Origin of the sequence: Streptomyces sp. NPDC048192 (genome assembly GCF_043202415.1) — a bacterium.
Classification (GTDB): domain Bacteria; phylum Actinomycetota; class Actinomycetes; order Streptomycetales; family Streptomycetaceae; genus Streptomyces.
The window spans coordinates 98,477-124,142 of the sequence record NZ_JBIDAL010000003.1 but is presented as its reverse complement, the minus strand read 5'-3'; the positions used below and the strand labels follow the sequence as shown (position 1 = coordinate 124,142).

The window sequence follows — 25,666 nt, the reverse complement described above, 5'->3', positions numbered from 1 at the left end:
AACCCGCCGAACGGCCTAAGGCACCACCACGATCTTGCGCCCCACCCCCGCGGCGAACTGCTCCAGCGCCTGCGGGTACCGGTCCAGCGGGATCCGGTCGCTGATGAACACCTCGGGGTCGAGCACCCCGTTCGCGAACAGCTCCGCCGCCCGCTCGAAGCTGTGCAGCACCGCCATGGAGCCGGTGATGGTGATCTCCTGGTTGTAGATCCGGTACGGGTCGATCGTCACCCGGGTGGCGTAGTCGGCCACGCCGAACTGCAGGAACGTGCCCGCCTTGGCCACCCGGCCCAGGCCGTCCTGGATCGCCGCCGCGTTGCCGGTCGCGTCCACGACCACGTCCCAGCCCTGCGGGCGGTCCAGTTCGTCCGCGTTCGCCGCCGAGGCCGACACGCCGAGCCGCCGGGCCGTCTCCAGCCGCGCCGGGTTCACGTCGACCACGTCCACGCTCGCCGCACCGGTCCGCTTGGCCAGTTCCAGCATCATCAGGCCCATGGTCCCGGACCCGTAGATCAGCACGTGCGCGCCGAGGCGGGAGTTGAGGACGTCGTAGCCGCGCACCGCGCAGGACAGCGGCTCCACCAGGGCCGCGTCCTCGGTGCGCACGTGCTCGGGCAGCTTCACGCAGTTGGCCACGGGGGCCACCGCGTACCGCGCCGCCCCGCCCGCCGTGGTCACGCCGATGGCGGCCCAGCGCTCGCACAGGTTGTTGTGGCCGGTACGGCAGTAGCGGCACTCGTAGCAGTACAGGGAGGGGTCCACGGCCACCCGGTCGCCGACCGCGACCTCGGTGACCTGGCTGCCGACGCCGACGACCTCGCCCGCGAACTCGTGCCCGGGGACGATCGGCAGCTTGGGTGCGAACTCGCCCTGGAGGATGTGCAGGTCGGTGCCGCACAGGCCGCAGGCGGCGACCTCGACGACGACCTCCCGGGGTCCCGGCGTCGGGTCCGGGACCTCGGTGACGACGGCGCGGCCCACGGACTCGATGACGGCGGCCTTCATTTCACGGCTCCCAACGACAGGCCCTGGACCAGCTTGTCCTGGGCGGCGAACCCCGCGGCGAGCACCGGCAGGGAGATGACGAGCGACGCGGCGCACACCTTGGCCAGGAACAGGCCCTGGCTGGTGATGAAGCCGGTCAGGAAGACGGGGGCGGTCTCGGCGACCACGCCCGTGAGGACCCGGGCGAACAGCAGCTCGTTCCAGCTGAAGATGAAGCAGATCAGGGCCGTGGCGGCGATCCCGGGCAGAGCGATCGGGGTGACCACGCGCGTGAGGATCGTCGGCAGCCGGGCGCCGTCGATCTGCGCCGCCTCGATCACGGCGACGGGGACCTCGGCGAGGAACGACTGCATCATCCACACCGCGATCGGCAGGTTCATGGAGGTGTAGAGGATGACCAGGAGCCAGATGTTGTCGAGCATCCCGGTGTTCTTCGCGAACAGGTAGACCGGCAGCAGGCCGGCCACCACCGGCAGCATCTTGGTGGACAGGAAGAAGAACAGCACGTCCGTCCACTTGCGCACCCGGCGGATCGACAGCGCGTAGGCGGCCGGCAGCGCCAGGAGCAGCACGCACAGCGTCGAGACGACCGAGGCCACGGTGGAGTTGATCAGCGCCGGCCAGGGGCTGGCGCCGCCGCCCGCCCCGAAGAACTCGCGGTAGCCGTCGAGGGTGAGCGACGCGGCGAAGGACGGCGGGTTGGTGGCCGCGTCGGCCTCGGAGTGGAAGGACGTCAGCGCCATCCAGGCGATGGGCAGGAAGAACGCGATGCCGACCAGCCAGGCCAGCAGCCCCAGCCCGTTGCGGCGCAGTGCGGCGTTCATGCGCGGGACACCTCCTCGCGGAACAGGGACGACACCACGCGCAGGGCGAAGGTCGCGATGATGATCGAGCCGATGACCACCAGGACGCCGGCGGCCGAGGCGAGGCCGTTCTCGTGGGCCTGGTAGAAGGTCTGGTAGACGGTGTAGGGCAGGTTGGCGGTGCCGAGGCCGCCGGACGTGATGGTGAACACCGCGTCGAAGTTCTGCACGATGTAGATCGAGCCCAGCAGGGCGCCGAGTTCGAGGTAGCGGCGCAGGTGCGGCAGGGTCAGATGGCGGAAGACCTGCCAGTCGTTCGCACCGTCCACCCGCGCGGCCTCGATCTGCTCGTGGTCCCGGCTCTGCAGTCCGGCGAGCAGGATCAGCATCATGAACGGCGTCCACTGCCACACCAGGGAGGCCTCGACGGCGAGCAGCGGGGTGTTGGAGATCCAGTCCGGCTGGGGGCCGCCCACATAGTGCAACAACCCGTTGAGCAGGCCGTATTCAGGGTTGTAGAGCACATGCTTCCAGAGCAGGGCGGCGGCCACCGGGACGACGAGGAACGGCGCGATGAGCAGGGTGCGGACGACGCCCCGGCCGCGGAACCTGCGGTCCAGCAGCAGCGCCAGCGCGAGGCCGAGGACGAGGCTGGCCAGCACCACCGTCACGGTGAGCAGGACGGTCGTCCAGACCGAGTGGCGCAGGTCCGCGTCGGTGAGCACCTGGCGGTAGTTGTCGAGGCCGGTGAAGCGGCGGGCCTTGGGGTAGAGGGCGTTCCAGTCGAAGAAGGAGATCACCAGCGTGGCCACGAACGGCAGCTGGGTCACCACGATCAGGAAGACCAGGGCGGGCATGAGGGGGGCGCGGGTGGCCCAGGCGCGCAGGCGGGCGGAGGGCCGCCGCGCGGCGCGTGCCGGCGCCGTGGCGAGGGGTGCTGCGGTCGCGGTCATCGTCCCTCGTACTCCTTGGAGATCTTCTCGGCGAGCTTCTGGGACTTCTTCAGGGCCGACTCGACGGACTGGCGTCCGGCGACGGCCGCGCTGATCTCCTGGGAGACCTTGGTGCCGAGGTCGGTGAACTCGGGGATGTCGACGAACTGGATGCCGGGCGCGGGGCGCGGCTGCACCCCGGGGTCGGTGGGCCGGGCGCTCTCGATGGCCTGCTTCGTCATGTCCTGGAAGGCGGCGGCCGACGCGCGGTACTCGGGGTTGCTGTACGTCGACGCCCGCTTGCCCGCCGGGACGTTCGCCCAGCCGCTGGTCTCGCCGACCAGCTGCTCGTAGCCCTTGCCGGACGCCCAGGAGACGAACTTCCAGGCCTTGTCGGGGTTGCGGGAGGCCTTCTGGATGCCCCAGGCCCAGGTGTAGAGCCAGCCGGAGGACGGGGTCTTCTCCACGGGGGCGGGGGCGTAGCCGAGCTTGCCCTTGACGGGGGAGCCTTTCGCCTCCAGCAGGCCGGCCGCGGAGGTGGCGTCGTACCACATGGCGACCTTGCCCTGGGTCATGTCGTTGAGGCACTCGGCGAAGCCGGACTGGGCGGCGCCGGACTCACCGTGCTTGCGTACCAGGTCGACATAGAACTTCGTCGCCTTCTCGAACTCGGGGGAGTCCAGGCGGGCCTTCCAGCCCTTGTCGAACCAGGTTCCGCCGAAGGTGTTCACCACGGTCGTCAGCGGCGCCATCATCTCGCCCCAGCCGGGCAGGCCGCGCAGGCAGATCCCCTTCATGCCGGGCTTGGCGCCGTCCACCTGGGCCGCGAGGTCGGCGACCTGCTGCCAGGTGGGGTGGGCGGGCATGGTCAGGTGCTTCGCCGCGAACACGTCCTTGCGGTACATCAGGAAGGACGACTCGCCGTAGAAGGGCTGGCCGTAGAGCTTGCCGTCGGTGGCGGTCAGGGACTGGCGCATGGGGGCCAGCACGTCCTTCTCGTCGTACGACGGGTCCTTGGCGACGTACGAGTTCATCTCGTGCAGCCAGCCGTTGCGGGCGTAGATCGGTATCTCGTAGTTGCTCAGGGTCGCCACGTCGTACTGGCCCGCCTGGTTGGCGAAGTCCTGGCTGATCTTGTCGCGGACGTCGTTCTCGGGCAGGACCGTGAAGTTGACCTTGATGCCGGTCTCCTTGGTGAAGTGCGCGGCGGTCAGCTTCTGCAACTCGGTCATCTGGGGGTTGTTGACCATCAGGACGTTGATGGAGTCGCCACCGCCGGTCCCGCCCGCGCCGACCCAGCAGCCGGAGAGCAGCGGGGCGAGCAGCGTCCCTGCGGCGGCCATGGCGAGCGTGGCTCGCGGCCTCCGTCGGCTCTGGGTTCGCATGGATCGCTCCTGGAGGTATCGGGATATAACGGGCGCTTGGAGGGCATGAGGCGCCCGCAGGGGGAGTGAGTTGACTTTCAGACCCGGATGACCTGCGGGCCCAGCAGGGAGTAGCGGTGGGCCTCGGCGGCCGGGAGCTGGGTGCTCGTCACGATCGTCTCCAGCGCGCCGACCTCGGCGAACCGGCAGAAGCTGACCGCGCCGAACTTGGTGTGCACGCCCACGAAGACGGTCCGGCGCGCGGCCCGCATCGCCTGCGCCTTGACCTCGCTGACCGCCGGGTCGGGGGTGGTCAGGCCGTGCTCGCGGGAGATGCCGTTGGCGCCGATGTAGGCGAGGTCGATGACGAAGCCGGCGAGCATCTTCGTCGTCCAGTGGTCCACGGTGGCCAGCGTGCCCGCCCGGACCCGGCCGCCGAGGAGCAGCACCTGGGTGTTCCCGGCCTCGGCCAGGGCGCCCGCGACCGGCAGGGAGGCGGTGACCACGGTCAGCGGCCGGTCGGTGGGCAGGGCCTCGGCGATGAGCTGCGGGGTGAAGCCCTCGTCCACGAAGACCGTCTCGGCGTCGCCGACCAGTTCGGCCGCGGCGGCCGCGATCCGGCGCTTCTCGGGCACGTGGCTGGTGGCGCGGAAGGCGAGCGTCGTCTCGAAGCCCGCGCTCTCCACCGGGTAGGCGCCGCCGTGCGTCCGGCGGACCAGCCCGTGGTCCTCCAGGGCGCGCAGGTCGCGCCGGATGGTCTCCTTGGCCACGCCCAGCTCGACGGCGAGCGCGGTGACGTCGACCGAGCCGGTGGCGCGCGCGGCCCGCACGATCTCGCGCTGGCGTTCTTCCGCCGTCCTTGCGCCCATGTCGTCACCCACCTTCCGCGGAACTGCCCGTTCGGGCTTCACGGGGGAAGTTCTACAGCGGGTGCGCCGCGGTGACCAGGTCTGTCGGGGGCCCGATACTGCCCGTTTGTGTCCGTTCACCGAAGGCGGTGCCCGGCGCGGACCTGCGCGGCCGTGTCCGGCCGTGCGGGAACGGGCACCTCCGATGCCCGGACACGCCGACGGGCGGGCCCGTTCGGTGCCCGCCCGTGCGCAGGAGCGATCGTTTTCCGTCGTGCGGAGCCTCCGGCGGGCTCAGTACGGCCAGATCGGCGGGTCGGTCACGAAGTGCCCGCCGAGGCGGCTGTGCGCCGGGTTCCGCGGGTCCAGCCCGCCCTGCTCGGCGATCAGCTTCCCGGCGTACGGCTCGGAGTCGTCCTGCGGCTCGTAGCCGAGCGCCCGCGCGCTGGTCAGGTCCCACCACAGCCGGGTGTTGGCGGAGGAGCCGTAGACGACCGTGTGGCCGACGTTCTCCGCGGTCAGGGCCGCGTGGAAGAGGCGGGCGCCGTCGGCCGGGCTCATCCAGATCGAGAGCATGCGCACGCTGGTCGGCTCCGGGAAGCAGGAGCCGATGCGCACCGAGACCGTCTCCAGGCCGTGCTTGTCCCAGTACAGCTGGGCGAGGTCCTCGCCGAAGGACTTGGACAGGCCGTAGAAGGTGTCCGGGCGGCGCGGGGTGTCGACCGGGATCGGCGGCTCGCCCGGGCGCGGGGCCGGGGTGAAGCCGACGGCGTGGTTGGAGGAGGCGAAGACGATCCGGGGCACGCCCTCCTGACGGGCGGCCTCGTAGAGGTGGTAGGTGCCCTCGATGTTCGACTTCAGGATCTTCTCGAAGGGGGCCTCCAGGGAGATGCCCGCGAGATGCAGGACCGCGTCGACGCCCCGCACGGCCTCGCGCACCGCCGCCGTGTCCGCCAGGTCGGCGGTGATCGCGTCCGGCTCGCCCTCGACGGGGCGCACGTCGAACAGGCGGAGCGTGTAGCCGTACTCGGGCAGCAGGGCCCGCATCAGGGTGCCGAGGCCGCCGGCGGCGCCGGTGAGCAGAACGGTGCGGGGAGCGGGCATCCTCGGTTCTCCTTGTGGCCGATATTCACATACGTGGACACGCTAGGGACTCTCGACGTGCCCCGTCAAGTGTCGCGTGATCTCCGTGAATTCGCGCCCGGAGTTGCGAGTTCGACTGCTTGACCTGCGGTGAAAAGGCCCCGTAGCGTGGTCGCGTTCAGGAATATGGACATGAATCAGAGACATGCACCGGCGTGTCCCAAGGGAGAGTCCGTGACGCCAGCCCCTCTCACCGAACGGCTCAGCGAACCGCGCGGGCCGCTCTTCTTCCCCGTCACGGCCTACGGCCCCGACGGCTCCGTCGGCCTCGACGCCTACCGCGCCCATGTCCGCAGTGGCATCGACGCCGGCGCCGCCGCCGTGTTCGCCTGCTGCGGCACCGGGGAGTTCCACGCGCTGCTGCCGGAGGAGTTCGAGGCCTGCGTCCGGGTGGCCGTGGAGGCGGCCGGGGGACGGGTCCCGGTGGTCGCGGGCGCCGGCTACGGCACCGCGCTCGCCGTACGCTACGCCGGGCTCGCCGAACGGGCCGGCGCCGACGGCCTCCTCGCCATGCCGCCGTACCTCGTCCTCGCCGGCCAGGAGGGGCTGCTGCGGCACTACCGGGAGCTCGCCGCGGCCACCGCGCTGCCGGTGATCGTCTACCAGCGCGACAACGCCGTGTTCACCCCGCCGACGGTGGTGGAACTCGCCCGCACCGACGGGATCGCCGGCCTCAAGGACGGCCTCGGCGACCTGGACCTGATGCAGCGGATCATCAGCGCCCAGCGCACCGAGGCCCCCGGCGACTTCCTGTACTTCAACGGCCTGCCCACCGCCGAGCAGACCCAGCTCGCCTACCGCGCCCTCGGCGTCCCCCTGTACTCCTCGGCCGTCTTCTGCTTCGCCCCCGAGATCGCCCTCGCGTACTTCCGGGCGCTGGAGACGGGCGACACGGCGACCGTGCGACGCCTGCTGGACGGCTTCTACCGCCCGTTCGTGGAACTGCGCGCCCAGGGCCGCGGCTACGCCGTCTCGCTCGTCAAGGCCGGCGTACGGCTGCGCGGCCTGGACGTCGGCGAGGTCCGGCCCCCGCTGCACGAGCCGGCGGAGGACCACGTCAAACAACTCGCCCGGCTCATCGAGCGGGGCCACGAGCTGCTGGAGGAGGACGCGTGAGCGAAGGTCCGTGCGGCGCGCGGGAGGCCGCGTGAAGGCGTCGGCGTTCGTCTACCCCTGGGACGTCAACGGGGACCCCGCGGCCCCCGCGCGCATCGCCGGGCTCGGCGTGGAACAGGTCACCCTCGCCGCCGCCTACCACTCCACCCGCGCCCTGACGCCCCGCCACCCCCGCCACCGCATCGTCACCGCCGAGTACGCGGCCGTCCTCTACCCGCCGGGCGGCCGGTGGGCGGGCCGGGGACTGCGGCCGTACCGCGCCGGCCGCTGGGCACCCGGCGACGCCTACGGCGAGGCGGCGCGCGCCCTCGCCGCGGCCGGCCTGGAGGTGCACACCTGGGTGGTGCTCGCCCACAACTCCCGCATGGGCGCCGAGCACCCGGACACCTCGGTGGTCAACGCCTACGGCGACCGCTACCCGTGGGCGCCCTGCATCGCCCAGCCCGCCACGCGCGCGTACCTGGTCGACCTGGCCGCCGAGGCCGCCGTACGCCCCGGCGCGCACGGCACCGAACTGGAGTCCCTCGGCTGGTACGGGCTGCAGCACCTGCACGCCCACGACAAGACCTCCGGGGTCGCCCTCGGCGAGGCCGGGCAGTACCTGATGTCCCTGTGCTTCTGCCCGTCCTGCCGCGCCGGGTACGGCGAAGAAGGCCTCGACGCCGACGAGTTGGCGGCTTCGGTGCGGGCCGCGCTGGAGCCGCTGTGGCGGGGAGCGGCGGACGACGAGGGCTGGCCGACGGTCGTGAAGCTGCTCGGCGAGGACACCGCGGCCCGCACGCGCGCGTGGCGCGACGAGGTCGCCGGCACCCTCCAGGAGGAGGCCGTCGCCGCCGTACGCGCCGCCGCGCCCGCGGGCTTCCAGGTCCTGCTGCACGCCGACCCGGTCTCCCACCACTGCGGCGCCAACGCCGGCGTCGACCCGGCCCGCGTCCTGGCCGCCGCCGACGGCGTGGTGGTGCCCTGCACGGGGGGTACGGCCCTGCTGGCGCCCTTCGCCGAGCAGGCCCGGCGGCGGACGGTGCTGGCCGCCAACCTCACCGTCGTCTCCGGCATGGGCGGCAGCCCCGGCACGCTCGCCGCGGACGCGGCACGCGCGCGTGCCGGGGGCGCGACGGAACTGCGGCTCTATCACGCCGGGTTGGCGTCGGACGGCGACCTCGCCGCGGTGCGCGAGGCGCTGTCGGCGCGCTGAGCCAGCGAGGCCGCCGTCAGCAGCAGGGCCACGGCGTACAGCGGCAGCAGCAGGACGGGGGAGGCGAGTTCGATCAGGCCCGCGCCCGCGCCCAGGCCGATCACGTTGGGCGTGAAGACCAGGGTGCCGGCGGTGGCCGTCGCCCGGCCCAGCAGCGGGCCGGGCGTCTCCTGCTGCACGGCGGTGAACGCCGCGACGAGCACACAGGGCAGCCCGAGGCCGCCCGCCAGGGACGCCGCGAGCGCCACCGCGTCCGCGGGCACGGCACGCGCGGCCACCGACAGCGCCGTCAGCACGATCCCCGCCGCCGCGAACCGGCGCGCGCCCAGCCGGCGCAGCGCGGCCCCCGAGAACAGCCCGGCCGCCACCGAACCGGCGCCCTGGACGGCGTAGAGCACGCCCGTGTAGGCGGGGGAGTGGCCGAGCCGGTCGACGACGGCGTACAGCGTCGTGCTGCCGAGGGAGGCGAGGAGCATGGTCGCCCCGGCCGCCCGGACCAGCGGGCGCAGCAGGGGATGCCCCCACAGGTGCCGCGCGCCCTCCGCGGTCTCCTCGCGCCAGCTGCCGCCCGCCCGGACCGGGGGTTCCTCGTCCACCCTGAGCAGGGCGTACAGCACGGCGGCGACCGCGAAGGTGACCGCGTCCAGGCAGGCGACGGCCGGCCCGCCGAAGGCCGTGTAGAGGCCGGCGCCGGTCAGCGGGGCGACGAGCTTCATGCCCTCCGTGACGGCCATGCGCAGCCCGTTGAAGTCCCCGAGCCGCTCCGCGCCGACCGCCGCGGTCACCAGCGCCGACTCGGCCGCGTCGTGCACGACCTCCGCGGCGCCGTAGGCCAGCAGCACCGCGAAGAGCAGCCACAGGCCGCTTGCGGAGCGCACGGTGCACAGGGTGGGCAGCAGGGCCGCCAGGGCCGCGTTCAGGCCCACCAGCAGCCGAGCCCGCCGCACACGGTCGGCGATCGTGCCGAGGAGCGGGCCGGCCAGGGTGGGGGCCCACATGGCGAGCATGCACAGCGCGGCCAGGCCGTCGGACCCGGTGAGGTCCTTCACCCACACGCCCGAGGCCAGGAACAGCGCGGAGTTGCCGAAGCCCGACACCACCACCGCCGCCAGATACAGCCCCGCGTTGCGGTCGCGCAGCACACGGAGCAGGGTCCAGGAAGTCTTCATGCCCGCTCATCGTGGATCTGAGGGGGGCGGGCGCGGATCGGTAAGGTGCCTTATCCGGCGGCGCGCGGCGGCGACAATCCGTCGGAACCTGTCAGTAATGTGCCTGGGGCGCGCGGTGGCCGCTGCATACGGTCGTCCGCATGCGCTACCTCGCCCCGATCGTGATCGGTCTCGTCTACGTCCTGCTGATGTCCCTGATACCGGAGCCGCACCGGCGCCGCTTCAACGCGGTCATGGTGGCCGGCGCGGGCGCCGCCTATCTCAGCGGCGGCGGGCTCGGCGGCTGGGAGTTCGCGTTCACCGCGGTGGCCACCGTCGTCGCCTACAAGGGCCTGGACTCCTGGGCCTGGACCGGCGCCGGCTGGCTGCTGCACACGGCCTGGGACGTCGTGCACCACCTCAAGGGCCACCCCATCGTCCCGTTCGCGCACGACTCCTCCTTCGGCTGCGCGCTGTGCGACCCGGTGATCGCGCTCTGGTGCCTCGGCGGCGGCCGCTCGCCGTGGGCGCGGCGGCGGGGGACCGATGAGTTCCGCGGCGCCGGCCGGTCCTCCCTGCGGAACAGGAGCGCGATCGTGAAGGAGTGAGCCATGACGATGCTCGACCTCGGCCCGCAGACCCGGATCCTGGCGCGGCTCGCCGAGTCCGTCACCGACGACCGGCTGGCCGCCCCCACCCCGTGCCCGCAGTACGCGGTGCGGCATCTGCTGGGCCACCTCCACATGCTCTCGGTGGCCTTCCGGGACGCCGCCCGCAAGGATCTCGGCGCGGGGACCGACACCAGCCCGGACGCCGCCGTACCGGACATCGGCCCCGGCTGGCGGGCCGAGCTGCCCAAGGCCCTGGACGAACTGGCCGACGCCTGGCGCGATCCGGACGCCTGGACCGGCATGACCCGCGCGGGCGGGGTGGAGCTGCCCGGTGACCTCGCCGGCGCCGTCGTCGCCGACGAACTGGTCGTCCACGGCTGGGACCTGGCCCGCGCCCTCGGCCGGCCCTACGCCCCCGACCCCGCCGCCCTGGACGCCGCCCACCGCTTCCTGCTCGCGGCCGCGGAGGACCCGCACCGCGGCGGCGGCCTCTTCGGCCCGGTCGTCCCGGTGCCGCAGGACGCGCCGCCGCTGGAACGGGCGGTGGGGCTGAGCGGCCGGGACCCGCAGTGGCGTCCCCGGCCGGGTACGTCCCCGACCGAGTAGGAGGGCAGGGGCCGATCTGAGTACGTGCACCGGTGCGGCGGCCCTGTCCGCGCCGGTTCACTGCTCGCATGACGACACAGCGCATCGCACCGTTCCCGGGGCCGGCCGACCGGGGTGAGCGGGACCCCCGGGCCTGGGTCGCGCCGGTGATCGCCACCGTCCTCATGGGCGTGCTCGGTCCGGCCGCCGTCGCGCTGGCCGGGTTGTCCGTGATGGCGACGGACAGCTGCGGCCCCGACGACTGCTCGGCCGCGCTGAACACCGCCCTGTCCTGGATCTTCGGCCTGCTTCTTTTCGGCGGCCCCCTGGGCCTCGTCGCCCTGGCCACGGCCTGGGCCCTGCCCTGGAAGCGCCGCTGGGCCGGGACGCGCGCCTGGATCGCGGCACTCGCACTGGTGCCGCCCGTCGGGGTGCTGTTCCTGGTGTTCACCCTGCCCGCACCCTGAGCGGGGCCCGGCCGCCGAAAGTCCCGGTCGCCGAAAGTCCCGGTTCCGCTTGTCCGGTCGGGCGACGGCGGCGCCGCCCGGGGCCGTAATCTCCCCCCATGCCTCTCACGCTCACCGTCCTCGGCACCGCGTCCCCGCACCCCGGCCCCGGCCGGCCCTGCTCCGGATACCTGCTCGCCGGCGGGGGCGCCGAGGTGTGGGTGGACGCCGGGCCTGGCACGTTCGCCGCATTGCAGCAGCACACCGATCCGGCGCGGCTCACCGCGATCTGGATCTCCCATCTGCACGCCGACCACAGCGCCGATCTGCTGGCGGCCGCCTACGCGTTCGCCCACGGCGGGATGGCCCCGGCCGCACCCGTCCCGGTGTACGCCCCGCAGGACTGCGCCCGCCGCATGGCCGGCTTCCTCGGACGGCCGGACGTGGACTTCCTCAAGGACGTCTTCGACTTCCGGCCCCTGTACGACGGCCACGACGTGCGGCACTGGAACCTCCGCCTCACCGCGCGCGCCGTCGCCCACGACGGCGAGGCGTACGGGCTGCGCGCCGAATGCCAGGGCAGCGTCCTCGCGTACTCCGGAGACAGCGGACCGTGCCCCGCCCTCGACGAACTCGCCCTGCGCGCCGACCTGTTCCTGTGCGAGGCCGACCTCGATGCCCATCGCGAAGGCGAACAGGTCCACCTGACCCCGGAGGACGCCGGGCGCATCGCCCACCAGGCGCGCGTGCGCCGGCTGCTCGTCACCCACGTCGGCCCCACGCTCACCCGCGAGACGGCCACCGCCCGCGCCGCCGCGGTCTCGGGCCGGCCCACGGCCGCCGCCGTGGAGGGCGAGACCCACACCTGCTGAGGCCTGATCAGAACCCCAGAAAGCGTTTCCTGTCAGAAGCATTGACGAAACCCGGGCCCCCTCCTACCTTCAACCGCGTCGTACTTCGTACGTCATATATGAGACGCGATATGTGAGATCCGAGAGGGCCGCATGACCTCTGTGCCCACCCCGATCCCGTCCCGCACGCAGTACGTGCTGGACGCGATCAAACACCGCATCCTGACCGGGCGGCTGACGCCCGGCCAGGCGCTGGTCGAGACGGAACTGGCCGCGCAGTTCGGGGTGTCGAAGACCCCCGTGCGCGAGGCGCTGAAGACGCTCGCAGGGACCGGACTCGTCGTGATGAACCAGTACAAGGGCGTCACGGTGCGCATGGTGGACGCGGACATGGCACGCGAGGTCTACGACGTGCGGCTGCTGCTGGAACCGGAGGCGCTGCGCAGGGCCGTCCGGCGGGGCGCCACCCTGGAGGACGCGCGCGACGCGCTGCACCGCGCCGACGCCGCGACCGACACCGCCGAACGCTCCCTCGCGAACCGGGAGTTCCACCGCGCCCTGTACCTGCCGTGCGGCAACCCGCTGCTCGGCCGGATGCTGGACGAGGTGCGGGACCAGGCCGCCCTGGTCTCCACCGTCGCCTGGGCCGCCGACCCCTCCTGGGAGCGGGAGGCCGCCGAGCACCGGGAGATCCTCCGGCTCGCGCTCGGCGGGGACGCGGACGGCGCCGCGAGCGCCCTGCACGCCCACATCGCCTCCTTCGTGGAGCGCGCGTTCCCCTCGGACACCGGCCCCCACGCACAGGAAGGTCCTTCATGAGCAGCGTGACGTTCGAGACCGGGCGGACGGCCCTGGCCGACGTGGTGGCCATCCCGGTGACCCCCTTCGCCGGGGACGGCTCCGTCGACACCGCCGCCCTCCGGGCACTGCTGCGTCGCCTGCTCGACGGCGGGATCCGCACCCTCACCCCGAACGGCAACACCGGCGAGTTCTACGCCCTCACCCCCGAAGAGCGCCGCCTGGTCACCGAGACGACCGTCGACGAGGCCGGCGACCGGGCCGCGGTGCTGGTCGGCGTCGGCCACGACGTGCCCACCGCCGTGGCCTCCGCCCGGCACGCGCGCGGCCTCGGCGCCGGGATGGTCATGGTCCACCAGCCCGTCCACCCCTATGTGTCGGCGGCCGGCTGGGTCGACTACCACCGCGCCATCGCCGAGTCGGTGCCCGAGCTGGGCGTGGTGCCGTACATCCGCAACGACCGGCTGCCCGGCGCCCGGCTCGCCGAACTCGCCGACCACTGCCCGAACGTCATCGGGGTCAAGTACGCCGTCCCGGACGCCGCCCGCTTCGCCGCCTTCGCCCGCGACGCCGGCCTGGACCGGTTCACCTGGGTCGCCGGCCTCGCCGAGCCGTACGCCCCCTCCTACTTCTCGGCCGGCGCCACCGGCTTCACCTCCGGCCTCGTGAACGTCGCCCCGGCCGTCTCCCTGAACATGATCGAGGCGCTGCGATCCGGCGACTACCCGGCCGCGATGAAGGTCTGGGAGCAGATCCGCCGCTTCGAGGAACTCCGCGCCGCCCACGGCTCCGCGAACAACGTCACCGTCGTCAAGGAGGCCCTCGCCGCGCTGGGCCTGTGCCGCCGGGACGTCCGCCCGCCCAGCAAGCCGCTGCCCGAGGACGAGCGCGCCGAGGTCGCCGCCATCGCCGCGGGGTGGTCCATATGAGAACGCTGAGGAGCCACCAGTGGTACGGCACCGACGGCCTGCGGTCGTTCAGCCACCGGGCCCGGACCCGCCAGCTCGGCTACCTCCCCGAGGAGCACCTCGGCAAGCCGGTCATCGCGATCCTCAACACCTGGTCCGACATCAACCCCTGCCACGTCCACCTGCGCGACCGCGCCCAGGCGGTCAAGCGGGGCGTGTGGCAGGCAGGCGGGTTCCCGCTGGAGTTCCCGGTCTCCACGCTGAGCGAGACCTTCCAGAAGCCGACCCCGATGCTCTACCGCAACCTGCTCGCGATGGAGACCGAGGAACTCCTGCGGTCCTATCCGATCGACGGGGCCGTGCTGATGGGCGGCTGCGACAAGTCCACGCCCGCCCTGCTGATGGGCGCGGCCAGCGCCGACCTGCCCGCCGTCTTCGTGCCCGCCGGGCCCATGCTGCCCGGGCACTGGCGCGGCGAGGTGCTCGGATCCGGCACGGACATGTGGAAGTACTGGGACGACAAGCGGGCGGGCCTCATCGGCGACTGCGAGATGACCGAGCTGGAGAGCGGGCTCGCGCGCTCCCCGGGACACTGCATGACCATGGGCACGGCGTCCACGCTGACCGCCGCCGCCGAGGCCCTCGGGGTGACCGTGCCGGGCGCCTCCAGCATCCCCGCCGTCGACTCCGGGCACGACCGGATGGCCGCCAGGGCCGGCATGACGGCCGTGGAGCTGGTGCGCGACGACCGCAGGCTGTCGCGGATCCTCACCCGGGAGGCCTTCGAGGACGCGGTCACCACCGTCCTCGGGCTCGGCGGCTCCACGAACGCCGTGATCCATCTGATCGCCATGGCCGGCCGCGCCGGGGTGCGGCTCACCCTGGACGACTTCGACCGCATCGCCCGCACCGTGCCCGTCCTCGCCAACGTCCGCCCCGGCGGACGGAAGTACCTGATGGAGGACTTCCACTTCGCAGGCGGCCTGCCCGGATTCCTGTCCCGGATCACCGACCTGCTCCACCTGGACCGGCCGACGGTGGCGCACGACACCCTGCGCGAGCAGCTGGACGGCGCCCAGGTGCACGACGACGACGTCATCCGCCCCCGCGACAACCCGGTGGCGAGCGAGGGCGGGGTCGCGGTGCTGCGCGGCAACCTCTGCCCGGACGGCGCGGTCATCAAGCACATCGCCGCCGAACCGCACCTGCTCAAGCACACCGGCCCGGCGGCCGTCTTCGACGACTACCGGACCATGCAGCGCACCATCAACGACCCCGGGCTCGGCATCACCGCCGACAGCGTGCTGGTCCTGCGCAACGCCGGACCCAAGGGCGGCCCCGGCATGCCCGAGTACGGCATGCTCCCCATCCCCGACCATCTGCTGAAGCAGGGGGTGCGGGACATGGTCCGGATCTCCGACGCCCGGATGAGCGGCACGAGTTACGGCGCCTGCGTGCTGCACGTGGCCCCGGAGTCGTACATCGGCGGCCCGCTGGCGCTCGTGCGCAGCGGGGACCTCATCACCCTGGACGTCGAGGCCCGCAGCCTCCGTCTCCACGTGGACGACGCGGAGCTGGCGCGCCGGCGCGCCGCGTGGACCCCGCCGCCCGCCCGCTACGAGCGCGGCTACGGAGTCCTCTACAACGGCCAGATCACCCAGGCCGACACCGGCTGCGACTTCGAGTTCCTGGCCCGTCCGGGCCACGTGCCGGACCCGTACGCCGGCTGAACCCCGCATCGAGAGAGATGAAAAGCGCTTCACCCGTGTGTATCGAGCAAGCGCTTTCTGTGCCCTGCTGCAAAAGTCCCACTGCGAACGGAGAACAGTCATGGCCCAAGCCGCAGCCGTGGCGAAACCGCCCGCGCCACCCCGGCGGCGCCGTGCCTCCGCGACCCCGCGCAGGCTGCCGTACCTGCTGATCGCCCCCGCGGCCCTGCTGATGCTGGGCTTCATCGCCTATCCGGTGCTCAGCGTCTTCTACTACAGCCTGCAGAACTACAACCCGACCAAGCCGTGGCGGAACGGCTTCGCGGGCCTGGACAACTTCACGCAGATCTTCGCCCACGACCCCCAGTTCCGGGACACGCTGTCCTTCAGCGCCAAGTGGGTCGTGGTCGAGGTCGGGCTGCAGCTGCTGTTCGGCCTGGCGCTGGCGCTCATCGTCAACCAGACCTTCGCCGGGCGGGCGCTGGGCCGTGCGCTGGTCTTCTCGCCCTGGGCCGTCTCCGGCGTGCTGACCTCCGCGATCTGGGTGCTGCTCTACAACTCCCAGACGGGCCTGACCCGTTACCTCGCCGACGCGGGGATCGGGTCGTACGGCACCAGCTGGCTGTCGGACACGTCCACCGTCTTCCCGGCGGCCGTGGTCGCCGATCTGTGGCGGGGCGTGCCCTTCTTCGCCATCCTCATCCTCGCCGACCTGCAGTCCGTCTCCAAGGACCTGTACGAGGCCGCCGAGGTCGACGGGGCGAGCCGGCTCAAGCAGTTCCGGCACATCACCCTGCCCCATCTGAAGGACGCCATCGTGCTGTCCACGCTGCTGCGCGCGGTGTGGGAGTTCAACAACGTCGACCTGCTCTACACGCTCACCGGCGGCGGTCCGGCGGGGGAGACGACGACCCTGCCCCTCTACATCGCCAACACCAGTGTCGACGCCCACAACTTCGGCTACGCCTCCGCCCTGACCACGGTGGCGTTCGTGATCCTGCTCTTCTGCTCGATCGTCTATCTGCGGCTGAGCAAGTTCGGAGGTGAGACCCGGTGATCACCGAGATCGCCCCCGCACCCGAGCGTGTGGCGCCCGCGCCCGCCCGGCTGCGCGGACGGCGCCGCGCCTGGGACGAGGTGCCCCGCTGGCAGATCTACGTCCCCTTGTCGATCTATCTCCTGTTCACCCTGATCCCCTTCTACTGGATCCTGCTCTTCGCCCTGCGCCCGGCCGGCTCCACCTCGCTGGTGCCCTGGCCGATGACCTTCGAGCACTTCCAGAAGGTGTGGACGGACCGGGACTTCGGCACCTACTTCGCCAACAGCGTCTACGTCGGCCTCGCCACCCTGGTGCTGACCACGGTCGTCGCCCTGGCCGGCGGCTACGCGCTCGCCCGCTTCGACTTCCGCCTCAAGCGCGGCTTCATGCTGGCGCTGCTGTGCTCCCAGTTCGTGCCGGGCGCGCTGCTGCTGGTCCCGCTGTTCCAGATCTTCGCCAAGCTGTCGATGATCAACTCGCTGGGCAGCGTGATCCTCGCCGAGACCGTCTTCCAGCTCCCGCTGTCGATGATCCTGATCAGCGGGTTCATCCGGAACGTGCCGTACTCCCTGGAGGAGGCCGCCTGGGTGGACGGGTGCAACCGGATGGCTGCCTTCCGGATCGTCGTCCTGCCGCTGCTGCGGCCCGGGTTGATCGCCGTCGGCTCCTTCGCCTTCGTGCACGCCTGGAACCACTTCCTGTTCGCCCTGATGTTCCTCTCCGACCAGAGCAAGCAGACCCTCCCGGTCGGCCTCAACACGCTGATGAGCGCGGACAGCGTGGACCTGGGCGCGCTGGCGGCCGGCGGGATCATCGCGGCCGTGCCCGTGGTGATCGTGTTCGCCTTCATCCAGAAGTGGCTGATCACCGGCTTCAGCGCGGGGGCGGTGAAGGGTTGACACCCGTACCCGTCGTCCTCGCGGGCGCGCGCGGCCACGGCCGCTGGCACCTGGACAACATCCGCCGGCTGCACCGCAGGGGTCTCGTGCGGCTCGCCGGGATCTGCGAGCTGACCCCGCTGGCGGACCACGAGATCCCGGACGGCCTCGGCGCCCCCGAGCAGTCCGCCGACTTCGGCGCCCTCCTCGACACCACCGGCGCCCGGATCGCCGTGATCTGCACCCCGATCCCCACCCACACCGACCTCGCGCTCCAGGCCGCCCGCCGGGGTGTGCACCTGCTGCTGGAGAAGCCGCCCGCGCCGTCCTACGCGGAGTTCCGGCGCATGGCCGACGGGGTGGCCGAGGCAGGGGTGGTCTGCCAGATCGGGTTCCAGTCGCTCGGCTCGCACGCCGTGCCCGCGATCCGGCGGCTGCTCGCCGAGGGCACGATCGGCGAGGTGATCGGGGTCGGCGGGGCCGGCGCCTGGGCCAGGGACGAGGCCTACTTCCGGCGGGCGCCCTGGGCGGGCCGGCGGCGGCTCGACGGCGTCGACGTGGTCGACGGCGTCCTCACCAACCCGCTCGCGCACGCCGTCGCCACCGGGCTCGCCCTGCTCGGCACCACCCGCGCCGAGGACGTCACCGGCATCGAGACCGAACTGCGGCGCGCCAACGACATCGAGTCCGACGACACCTCCTGCGTCCGCGTCCGCACCGAGCGCGGCCCGGTCACCGTCGCCGCGACCCTGTGCGCCGGGCAGCCGGGGGAGCCGTACGTTCTGGTGCACGGGACCAGCGGCCGGATCACCTTCTGGTACAAGCAGGACCGGGTGCTGCTCCAGCGCGCCGGGCACGGCCCGCAGGAGACCGGGTACGGCCGCACGGACCTGCTGGAGAACCTGGTCGATCACCTGGCGGGCGGCGTGGAACTGCTGGTGCCGCCGGACGGGACCGGCGCCTTCATGCGGGTCGTCGAGGCCGTCCGCACCGCCCCCGACCCGGCCCCGCTCCCGGACCACGCCTGGCGGGAGCTGCCCGCCGAGCACCGCCGGGTGGTGCCCGGCGTCGAAGGCCTGGTCGCGGCCGCCGCCGACACCCTTGCCCTCTACTCCGAACTGGGCGCCGACTGGGCCCTGCCGAACGGGGTGAGCCGCTGATGGCGCCCTCCGACACCCTGGTCCTGCGGGTCGCGGGCCGCCCGGTCGCCCGGTACGTCACCCGGCCCGAACTGCCCGCCCGCCTCTCCCCGCGCCCCTATCTGCACCCCGTCACCACCCTGGCCGGTACGGCGGCCACCGAGCTGAGCCCCGCCGACCACACGCACCACCTCGGCGTCGGTGTCGCCGTTCCCGACGTCGAGGGGCACAACTTCTGGGGCGGACGCACCTTCGTGCGCGACCGGGGCCCGGCCGAGCTCGGCAACCACGGCACCCAGCGGCACATCGCGTTCCAGCTCCGCGACCCCGGCGGGTTCGTCTCGGAGCTGCGCTGGGTCGCCGCCGGCACCGAGCTGCTGCGCGAACGCCGTACCGTCGCCGCCACCGAACTCACCGCGTCCGCCTGGGCGTTGGACTTCACCTTCGCCCTGACCAACGTCACCCCGGGCGAGCTGTCGATCGGCAGCCCCGCCACCAACGGGCGGCCCGGCGCGGCCTACGGCGGCTTCTTCTGGCGGGCCCGCAAGGAGGACCGGGCGCCGGACGTCTTCACCGCCGACCGTGCGGGGGAGTCCGAGGTGCACGGCACTCGCGCGAACTGGCTGGCGCTCGCCGGGGCCGGCTGGACCCTGGTCTTCGCCGGGGCCACCGAGGAGACCCGCCGCGACCCGTGGTTCGTGCGCGCCGCCGAGTACCCCGGCGTCGGCTCGTCGCTGGCGCACACCGAGCGGCTGACCGTCGCGCCCGGCGACAGCGTCGTACGGCGGATCGTCACCGTCGTCGCCGACGGCCGCCTGGACCGCCAGGAGGCGGCCGCGCTGGCCGGAAAGGCGGTCGGCCGATGACCGCCTACCAGAACCCGGTGCTGAACGCCGACTGGTCCGACCCGGACGTGGTCCGGGTCGGCGACGACTTCTACCTCACCGCCTCCAGTTTCGGCCGCGTCCCGGGCCTGCCCCTGCTGCACTCACGGGACCTGGTGAACTGGACCCTGGTGGGCCATGCCCTCGAACCCGAGGAGGAGTTCGCGCGTCCCCGGCACGACGGCGGGGTCTGGGCCCCGTCGATCCGGCACCACGACGACCGCTTCTGGATCTTCTGGGGCGACCCCGACCAGGGCGTCTTCCAGGTCAACGCGCCCGAGATCAGAGGACCGTGGACCCGCCCGCACCTGCTCAAGGCGGGCAGGGGGCTGATCGACCCCTGCCCGCTGTGGGACGACGAGACCGGCGACGCCTACCTCGTGCACGCCTGGGCCAGGTCCCGCTCCGGCGTCAAGAACCGGCTCACCGGCCACCGCATGCACCCCGACGGGACCTCGCTCCTCGACGAGGGCAAGGTGATCGTCGACGGCGACCGCATCCCCGGCTGGTTCACCCTGGAGGGCCCCAAGCTCTACCGGCATGACGGCTGGTTCTGGATCCTCGCGCCCGCCGGGGGAGTGGAGACCGGCTGGCAGGGCGCCTTCCGCTCCCGCGGGTTCTTCGGGCCGTACGAGGAGCGGATCGTCCTGGAGCAGAAGGACACGGACGTCAACGGGCCGCACCAGGGCGGCTGGGTGCGCACGCCGGCCGGCGAGGACTGGTTCCTGCACTTCCAGCAGCGCGGCGCCTACGGCCGGGTGGTCCACCTTCAGCCGATGCACTGGGGTCCGGACGGATGGCCGGTCCTCGGCGACGCCGGCGCGCCCGTCGCCGTACACCGGCGGCCCCGTCTGCCCGTGCAGCCGCCCGCCGCGCCCGCCGCCGACGACGACTTCCCCGGCGGGCGGTACGGCCGCCAGTGGCAGTGGACCGCCAACCCGGGCGCCGGCTGGGCCACCCAGCACTCCGGCGACGGGCTGCGGCTGACCTGCGTCCGCTCGGTCGACGCCGCCGACCTGCGGAAACTCGCGAACGTCCTCACTCAGCGGCTGCCCGGCACACCGTCCGCCGCGGAGGTCGACCTGCGCCTGGACAGCATGGAACCGGGTGCGCGGGCCGGGCTCGCGGTGCTCGGGGACGCGTTCTGCTGGATCGGGCTCGAGCGGGCCGCCGACGGCACGGTCCGGCTCGTGCACCGGTTCGCGGAGGCGGCCGCCGACCGTGAGCGGGACGCCGGTGCGCCCCGGCCCGCGCCCGAGGGCCGGGCCCGGCTGCGGATCGAGGCCGGGCCGGGGGCGCGCTGCCGGTTCGCGTACGACACCGGGGACGGCCCGCACCCCTCCGGGCCGGTGTTCGCGGCCACCCCGTGGCGCTGGGTGGGCGCCCTGCTCGGCCTGTTCGCCGTCGCACCCGAGGGACCGGGGCACGCGGGCGCGGCCGCGTTCACCCGGTTCCGGGTCACCCCTTTGCAGTCCCTGCGCAGTCCGTTCGAGAAGACGTTCGACAAGAAGAGAGCCGACGCATGAAGAGCAGCAGCATCCACAGAAGCCGGCGGGCCGCCACGGCCCTCGCCCTGGGTTCCGTCCTCGCGCTGACCGCCACCGCCTGCGGCGACGACGGCAGCGGCGGCGCGGGCGACAAGGGGGGCGAGGGCTCCGGCAAGGGCACGATCACCTTCTGGGACAACAACGGCGGTGTCCGCACCGACATCTGGAAGCAGATCATCGCCGACTTCGAGAAGAAGTACCCGGACATCAAGGTGAACTACGTCGGCATCCCGGCGGCGAGCGCCCAGTCCAAGTACGACACCGCCATCCAGGGCGGCGGCCTGCCCGACGTCGGCGGCGTGGGCACCGCCATGCTCGCCGAGGTCGCCGCCCAGGGCGCGCTGGAGCCGCTGGACTCCCGGCTGCAGAAGAGCCCCCTCAACGGCAGGCTGAGCCGCAACCTGATCGACGTCAGCAAGGCGGCCGGCGGCGGTAACACGCTGTACCAGGTGCCGACCTCCGCCAACAACGGCACGCTGTGGTACCGGACGGACCTGTTCAAGAAGGCGGGCCTGGACGCGCCGACGACCTGGTCGAAGTTCTACGCGGCCGCCGACAAGCTGACGAACAGGGGCAAGAACGAGTTCGGGTTCACCATCCGCGGCGGTGAGGGATCGATCGCCCCCGCCCTGGACGCGGTGTACGGGCAGACCGGCATCACCTCGTTCTGGAACGGCGACAAGACCACCGTCAACGATCCGAGGAACGTCGCCGCCCTGGCGAAGTACGTCGCGCTCTACAAGAAGGACACCCCGTCGGCCGACGTCAACAACGACTTCACGAAGATGGTCGCGCAGTGGGACAGCGGCACGATCGGCATGCTGAGCCACAACCTCGGTTCCTACCAGGACCATCTCAAGGCGCTCGGCAAGGAGAAGTTCCGGGGCATTCCCAACCCCACGCTGGACGACGGCACCCGGGTGCAGGTGTCCAACCCGGTGGACGGGCTGAGCCTGTTCAAGTCGAGCAAGAACAAGGCCGCCGCCTGGAAGTTCATCGAGTTCGCCCTCTCGCACGAGGAGAACTCCAAGTTCAACCGGTCCGCGGGACAGGTGCCGGCGAACACGGACGCGGCGAAGGACGCGTGGATCCAGGCGGCCGAGCCCACGAAGCTGGCCGCCGAGGCGCTGAACGGGGGCAACACGAAGATCGTCCAGCTGCCGTACTACCTGCCGGACTGGAACACCATCTCCAAGGCCGACAACGAGCCGAACTTCCAGAAGGTGCTGCTGGGCAGGATGAGCGCCAACGACTTCCTCGACACGCTCGCCGACCAGCTGAACAAGGCGCAGGCGGACTGGAAGAAGAACCACTGATGTCCCTCACCCGCAGACAGGTGACATCCGCCGCCCTCGCGGCCGTTCCCCTCGCGGGCCGCCGCCCGCGAGGGCGGCGCACCCTCTACATCGCCGGTGATTCGACGGCCGCGCAGAAATACGCCGGCGAAGCCCCGGAGACGGGCTGGGGAATGGCGTTGCCCTTCTTCCTGCACAAGGAATGGAAGGTCGACAACCGGGCCGTGGACGGGCGGAGTTCGAAGAGCTTCGCCGACGAGGGGCGGCTGGACGCCGTCCTCTCCGTGATCCGGCCCGGCGACCTCCTGCTCGTGCAGTTCGCGCACAACGACGAGAAGGCCGCCGACCCCACCCGCTACACCGAGCCGTGGACGACCTACCAGCAGTATCTGCGGCTCTACATCGACGGCGCCCGGTCCCGTGGCGCCCGGCCGGTCCTCGCCACCCCCGTGGAGCGCCGCAGGTTCGACGCCGACGGCAACGCCGTGCCCACCCACGGCGACTACCCGGCAGCGATGCGCGCGCTGGCGAAGGAGGAGGGCGTCGCCCTGCTCGACATCGAGGCGCTGTCGCTGGCGCTGTGGCAGCGGCTCGGCGCGGAGGAGACGAAGGCCTACTTCAACTGGACCGCCACCGAGCAGGACAACACGCACTTCAACCCGCCCGGCGCCATCGCCGCGGCCCGGCTGGTGGCGCAGGAGTCGCTGCGCACCCGGGTGCTGGCCCGGCCCGACGTCGTACGGCTGCACGAGCACATCCCGGCGTCCTGGATCACCTGGCCGCCGGACCCGCCATCCTGACCTCTCGGCACGAGGAGACCCGCACAGTGCGTACACAGATATGTCATGCCCGCGTCATTGCCGCGCTCGTCGGCTGCACGGCCCTGGTCCTCTCCGTCACGGGGACCGCCGCCGCGCAGCCCGCGCACCGGACGGCCACCGACCGGCAGGTGCTGCCCGCGAAGGACGGCTGGGCGGCGTACGGCGGCGGTACGACCGGAGGCGCCGCCGCCGATGCCGCCCACGTCTACACCGTCGGCACCTGGGAACAGTTCAAGGCCGCCCTCGCGGACGGCGGGAGCGCGCCCAGAATCATCAGGGTCAAGGGCACCATCGACGCCGACGGCCCCGGCTGCGACTCCTTCGCCGTGCCCGGCTATGACCTCGCCGCCTACCTGAAGACCTACGACCCGGCCGTGTGGGGCCGCACCAAGAACCTCGACGGCGAGCCCGACGACAGCCCCGAGGGCCTGCGCCGCGCCTCCGAGGCCCGGCAGGACGCCTACATCAAGGCCTATGTGCCCGCGAACACCACCATCGTCGGCATCGGCCCGGACGCCGGCTTCAAGGGCGCCAGCCTCCAGATCAAGGGCGTGGACAACGTCATCGTCCGCAATCTGAGCTTCGAGAGCCCCCTCGACTGCTTCCCGCAGTGGGACCCGACCGACACCGCCGACGGCAACTGGAACTCCGAGTACGACAGCGTGGACGTCTACGGCGGCACGCACGTGTGGATGGACCACAACACGTTCACCGACGGCGACCACCCGGACAGCACCCTGCCGTCCTACTACGGCCGCATCTACCAGCAGCACGACGGCGAGATGGACATCGTCAAGGGCTCCGACTACGTCACCGCCTCCTGGAACGTCTTCGAGGACCACGACAAGACCATCCTCATCGGCAACAGCGACAGCGCCGCGACGGCCGCCGTCGACCGGGGCCACCTGAAGGTCACCTTCCACCACAACCTGTTCGCCAACCTGGTCGAACGGGCCCCGCGCGTGCGGTTCGGGCAGGTGGACTCGTACAACAACCACTTCGTCGCCGGGGACGGCTACGGCTACAGCTACGGCATCGGCATGGAGTCCCAGCTCGTCGCCGAGCACAACGCGTTCACCCTGCCGGACGGCGTGCAGGCCGGTTCCATCCTGAAGAAGTGGAAGGAGGCGCCGCTCACCGCCGACGACAACTACGTCAACGGCGCCCTGACCGACCTCATCGCCGTCCACAACGCCCAGGTGCCGGGCGAGATCCTGCAGTCCGGCGCCGGGTGGACGCCCACCCTGCGCGCCCGGATCGACCCGGCGAAGGCCGTGCCGGGCCTCGTCGACCACCGCGCGGGCGCCGGTCACCTGCGCTGAACCACCCGCCGCCGGGGCGCCCACCGCCCCGGCGGCTCCCTGATCCCCTTCCGCCGCACCGTGAAGGAGCCCAGCCATGCCCCCGCACCGTCCCGCCCTGTCCCGACGGGGTTTCCTCACCGCGACCGCCGGCGCCGCGCTCGCCCTCGCTCCCGGTCCCGCGCGGGCCCTCGCCGCGGCGCCGGGCCCGTTCGGGCGGTACGGGTCGCCGAAGCGCCGGCTGACCCCGCTGACCCTGTACGTCGACCCGCAGGGCCGGGGCGACTTCACCTCCGTCCAGGCCGCCGTGACCGCCGCCGGCAGCGGCCGCACCCTCGTGCTCGCCCCCGGCACCTACCGGGAGACGGTCGCCGTCGACCCGAGCCGCACGGAGATGACCTGGATCGGCGCCTCCGAGAACCCCCGGGACGTGGTGATCGTGTACGACCACGCGGCCGGCACCCCCAAGCCCGGCGGCGGCACCTACGGCACCACCGGCTCGGCCACGACGACCCTGCAGGCCGACGGCTTCACCGCCCGCTGGATCACCTTCGCCAACGACTGGCTGCGCGCCGGCCACCCGGACATCACCGGCACCCAGGCGGTCGCCGTCAAGGTGCAGGGCGACCGCAGCGCCTTCCTCCACTGCCGCTTCCTCGGCCACCAGGACACCCTGTACGCCGACTCGACGGCCCTGTCCGCCTTCGCCCGCCAGTACTTCCGCGACTGCTACGTCGAGGGCGACGTCGACTTCGTCTTCGGCCGGGCGACGGCGGTGTACGAGCAGTGCCACTTCCACACCCTGAACCGCACCGACCTCGCGGCGGCCCCCTACGGCTTCGTCTTCGCGCCCTCCACCGCCGTCGCCAACCCGCACGGCTACCTGGTCGTCCGGAGCCGGATCAGCAGCGCCGCCCCCGACGCGTACTACAAGCTGGCCCGCCCCTGGGTGCCGGGTTCCGACACCACCGCCCGCCCGATGCTCACCGTCCGCGACACCTGGCTCGGCCCCGGCATCGACGCGGTCGCCCCCTACGCCAACATGTCGGACGCCTACCCGTGGCAGCGGCAGCGGTTCGCCGAGTACCGGAACACCGGCCCGGGCGCGGCGGTCACCGTCCCGGAGAACCGCCCACAGCTCACCGGCGCCGAGGCGGCCCGGCACACCCCCGCCGCGTACCTCGGCGACTGGATCCCGGACCGGCCGGCCCGCCCGCGCCGGGCGACGCCCTCTGTATCGATCGGGTAACAGGGCTCGCAGGGAGAGTTGTTATGCGCGTAGACAGTCTCTGGCCTGGTA

At 72.5% G+C, this 25,666-nt stretch carries 25 protein-coding genes; 18 read left to right on the top strand and 7 right to left on the bottom strand.

Going from position 1 to position 25,666, the window contains the following annotated elements:
- Positions 1–15: 15 nt before the first annotated feature.
- The 6 genes from ACGFZN_RS06190 to ACGFZN_RS06165 form a co-directional block, all read right to left on the bottom strand.
- On the bottom strand, positions 16–1,005 hold the full coding sequence (locus tag ACGFZN_RS06190; protein ID WP_393857307.1) for a zinc-dependent alcohol dehydrogenase family protein: 990 nt from the start codon (positions 1,003–1,005) through the stop codon (positions 16–18).
- Positions 1,002–1,829: a carbohydrate ABC transporter permease gene (locus tag ACGFZN_RS06185; protein WP_393857306.1), complete on the bottom strand. Its 828-nt coding sequence runs from the start codon at positions 1,827–1,829 to the stop codon at positions 1,002–1,004. The genes ACGFZN_RS06190 and ACGFZN_RS06185 overlap by 4 nt, the downstream gene beginning before the upstream one ends.
- Positions 1,826–2,761 (bottom strand): carbohydrate ABC transporter permease, encoded by a 936-nt coding sequence (locus tag ACGFZN_RS06180; protein WP_393857305.1) that lies wholly within the window; start codon positions 2,759–2,761, stop codon positions 1,826–1,828. Before ACGFZN_RS06180 ends, ACGFZN_RS06185 begins: the two co-directional genes overlap by 4 nt.
- The gene (locus tag ACGFZN_RS06175; protein ID WP_393857304.1) at positions 2,758–4,125 is read right to left on the bottom strand and encodes an ABC transporter substrate-binding protein; all 1,368 of its coding nucleotides are present in this window, start codon (positions 4,123–4,125) and stop codon (positions 2,758–2,760) included. Before ACGFZN_RS06175 ends, ACGFZN_RS06180 begins: the two co-directional genes overlap by 4 nt.
- Before the next feature lie 77 nt (positions 4,126–4,202).
- Positions 4,203–4,973, bottom strand: a complete 771-nt coding sequence (locus tag ACGFZN_RS06170) for a DeoR/GlpR family DNA-binding transcription regulator (RefSeq protein ID WP_393857303.1) — start codon at positions 4,971–4,973, stop codon at positions 4,203–4,205.
- A gap of 273 nt (positions 4,974–5,246) precedes the next feature.
- Positions 5,247–6,056, bottom strand: coding sequence for an NAD-dependent epimerase/dehydratase family protein (locus ACGFZN_RS06165; RefSeq protein WP_393857302.1), 810 nt, complete (start codon positions 6,054–6,056; stop codon positions 5,247–5,249).
- A gap of 213 nt (positions 6,057–6,269) precedes the next feature.
- Between ACGFZN_RS06165 and ACGFZN_RS06160 the strand changes: the two genes are divergently transcribed.
- Together ACGFZN_RS06160 and ACGFZN_RS06155 are read left to right on the top strand one after the other, a co-directional pair.
- Positions 6,270–7,211 carry a 5-dehydro-4-deoxyglucarate dehydratase gene (locus ACGFZN_RS06160; RefSeq protein WP_393857301.1) on the top strand — a complete coding sequence of 314 codons (942 nt, stop codon included), beginning with the start codon at positions 6,270–6,272 and terminating at the stop codon, positions 7,209–7,211.
- Positions 7,212–7,242: 31 nt separating this feature from the next.
- On the top strand, positions 7,243–8,406 hold the full coding sequence (locus ACGFZN_RS06155) for a hypothetical protein (RefSeq protein ID WP_393857300.1): 1,164 nt from the start codon (positions 7,243–7,245) through the stop codon (positions 8,404–8,406).
- Here ACGFZN_RS06155 and ACGFZN_RS06150 read toward each other — a convergent pair.
- The gene (locus tag ACGFZN_RS06150; RefSeq protein ID WP_393857299.1) at positions 8,343–9,575 is read right to left on the bottom strand and encodes an MFS transporter; all 1,233 of its coding nucleotides are present in this window, start codon (positions 9,573–9,575) and stop codon (positions 8,343–8,345) included. The two genes, ACGFZN_RS06155 and ACGFZN_RS06150, sit on opposite strands and share 64 nt — an antisense overlap.
- A gap of 140 nt (positions 9,576–9,715) precedes the next feature.
- Between ACGFZN_RS06150 and ACGFZN_RS06145 the strand changes: the two genes are divergently transcribed.
- The 16 genes from ACGFZN_RS06145 to ACGFZN_RS06070 all read left to right on the top strand — a co-directional run bounded on the left by ACGFZN_RS06145 (position 9,716) and on the right by ACGFZN_RS06070 (position 25,615).
- A complete protein-coding gene (locus ACGFZN_RS06145; RefSeq protein WP_393857298.1) occupies positions 9,716–10,162 on the top strand; it encodes a DUF6010 family protein in 447 nt (148 codons plus the stop codon).
- 3 nt (positions 10,163–10,165) lie between these two features.
- Positions 10,166–10,771 carry a TIGR03086 family metal-binding protein gene (locus ACGFZN_RS06140; protein ID WP_393857297.1) on the top strand — a complete coding sequence of 202 codons (606 nt, stop codon included), beginning with the start codon at positions 10,166–10,168 and terminating at the stop codon, positions 10,769–10,771.
- A 68-nt stretch (positions 10,772–10,839) separates the two neighbouring features.
- Entirely contained in the window at positions 10,840–11,217 is a 378-nt protein-coding gene (locus ACGFZN_RS06135) for a hypothetical protein (RefSeq protein ID WP_393857296.1), read from the top strand.
- A 98-nt stretch (positions 11,218–11,315) separates the two neighbouring features.
- Positions 11,316–12,068, top strand: coding sequence for an MBL fold metallo-hydrolase (locus ACGFZN_RS06130; RefSeq protein WP_393857295.1), 753 nt, complete (start codon positions 11,316–11,318; stop codon positions 12,066–12,068).
- Positions 12,069–12,200: 132 nt separating this feature from the next.
- Positions 12,201–12,866 carry a GntR family transcriptional regulator gene (locus ACGFZN_RS06125; protein WP_393857294.1) on the top strand — a complete coding sequence of 222 codons (666 nt, stop codon included), beginning with the start codon at positions 12,201–12,203 and terminating at the stop codon, positions 12,864–12,866.
- Positions 12,863–13,774 (top strand): dihydrodipicolinate synthase family protein, encoded by a 912-nt coding sequence (locus ACGFZN_RS06120; RefSeq protein ID WP_393857293.1) that lies wholly within the window; start codon positions 12,863–12,865, stop codon positions 13,772–13,774. The genes ACGFZN_RS06125 and ACGFZN_RS06120 overlap by 4 nt, the downstream gene beginning before the upstream one ends.
- A complete protein-coding gene (gene araD, locus ACGFZN_RS06115; protein WP_393857292.1) occupies positions 13,771–15,483 on the top strand; it encodes an L-arabinonate dehydratase in 1,713 nt (570 codons plus the stop codon). The genes ACGFZN_RS06120 and araD overlap by 4 nt, the downstream gene beginning before the upstream one ends.
- Positions 15,484–15,583: 100 nt before the next feature.
- A complete protein-coding gene (locus ACGFZN_RS06110; RefSeq protein ID WP_393857291.1) occupies positions 15,584–16,519 on the top strand; it encodes a carbohydrate ABC transporter permease in 936 nt (311 codons plus the stop codon).
- Positions 16,516–17,400 (top strand): carbohydrate ABC transporter permease, encoded by an 885-nt coding sequence (locus tag ACGFZN_RS06105; RefSeq protein ID WP_393857290.1) that lies wholly within the window; start codon positions 16,516–16,518, stop codon positions 17,398–17,400. Before ACGFZN_RS06110 ends, ACGFZN_RS06105 begins: the two co-directional genes overlap by 4 nt.
- Entirely contained in the window at positions 17,397–18,539 is a 1,143-nt protein-coding gene (locus tag ACGFZN_RS06100; protein WP_393857289.1) for a Gfo/Idh/MocA family protein, read from the top strand. Before ACGFZN_RS06105 ends, ACGFZN_RS06100 begins: the two co-directional genes overlap by 4 nt.
- Positions 18,539–19,384 (top strand): PmoA family protein, encoded by an 846-nt coding sequence (locus tag ACGFZN_RS06095; protein ID WP_393857288.1) that lies wholly within the window; start codon positions 18,539–18,541, stop codon positions 19,382–19,384. Before ACGFZN_RS06100 ends, ACGFZN_RS06095 begins: the two co-directional genes overlap by 1 nt.
- Complete coding sequence (locus ACGFZN_RS06090) at positions 19,381–20,928, top strand: family 43 glycosylhydrolase (RefSeq protein WP_393857287.1); 1,548 nt, start codon at positions 19,381–19,383, stop codon at positions 20,926–20,928. Before ACGFZN_RS06095 ends, ACGFZN_RS06090 begins: the two co-directional genes overlap by 4 nt.
- Positions 20,925–22,265 (top strand): ABC transporter substrate-binding protein, encoded by a 1,341-nt coding sequence (locus ACGFZN_RS06085; RefSeq protein ID WP_393857286.1) that lies wholly within the window; start codon positions 20,925–20,927, stop codon positions 22,263–22,265. The genes ACGFZN_RS06090 and ACGFZN_RS06085 overlap by 4 nt, the downstream gene beginning before the upstream one ends.
- Positions 22,265–23,044: a rhamnogalacturonan acetylesterase gene (locus ACGFZN_RS06080; RefSeq protein ID WP_393857285.1), complete on the top strand. Its 780-nt coding sequence runs from the start codon at positions 22,265–22,267 to the stop codon at positions 23,042–23,044. The genes ACGFZN_RS06085 and ACGFZN_RS06080 overlap by 1 nt, the downstream gene beginning before the upstream one ends.
- 26 nt (positions 23,045–23,070) lie before the next feature.
- Positions 23,071–24,387, top strand: coding sequence for a polysaccharide lyase family 1 protein (locus ACGFZN_RS06075; RefSeq protein WP_393857284.1), 1,317 nt, complete (start codon positions 23,071–23,073; stop codon positions 24,385–24,387).
- Between the two features lie 76 nt (positions 24,388–24,463).
- The gene (locus tag ACGFZN_RS06070; RefSeq protein WP_393857283.1) at positions 24,464–25,615 is read left to right on the top strand and encodes a pectinesterase family protein; all 1,152 of its coding nucleotides are present in this window, start codon (positions 24,464–24,466) and stop codon (positions 25,613–25,615) included.
- Positions 25,616–25,666: the final 51 nt, after the last annotated feature.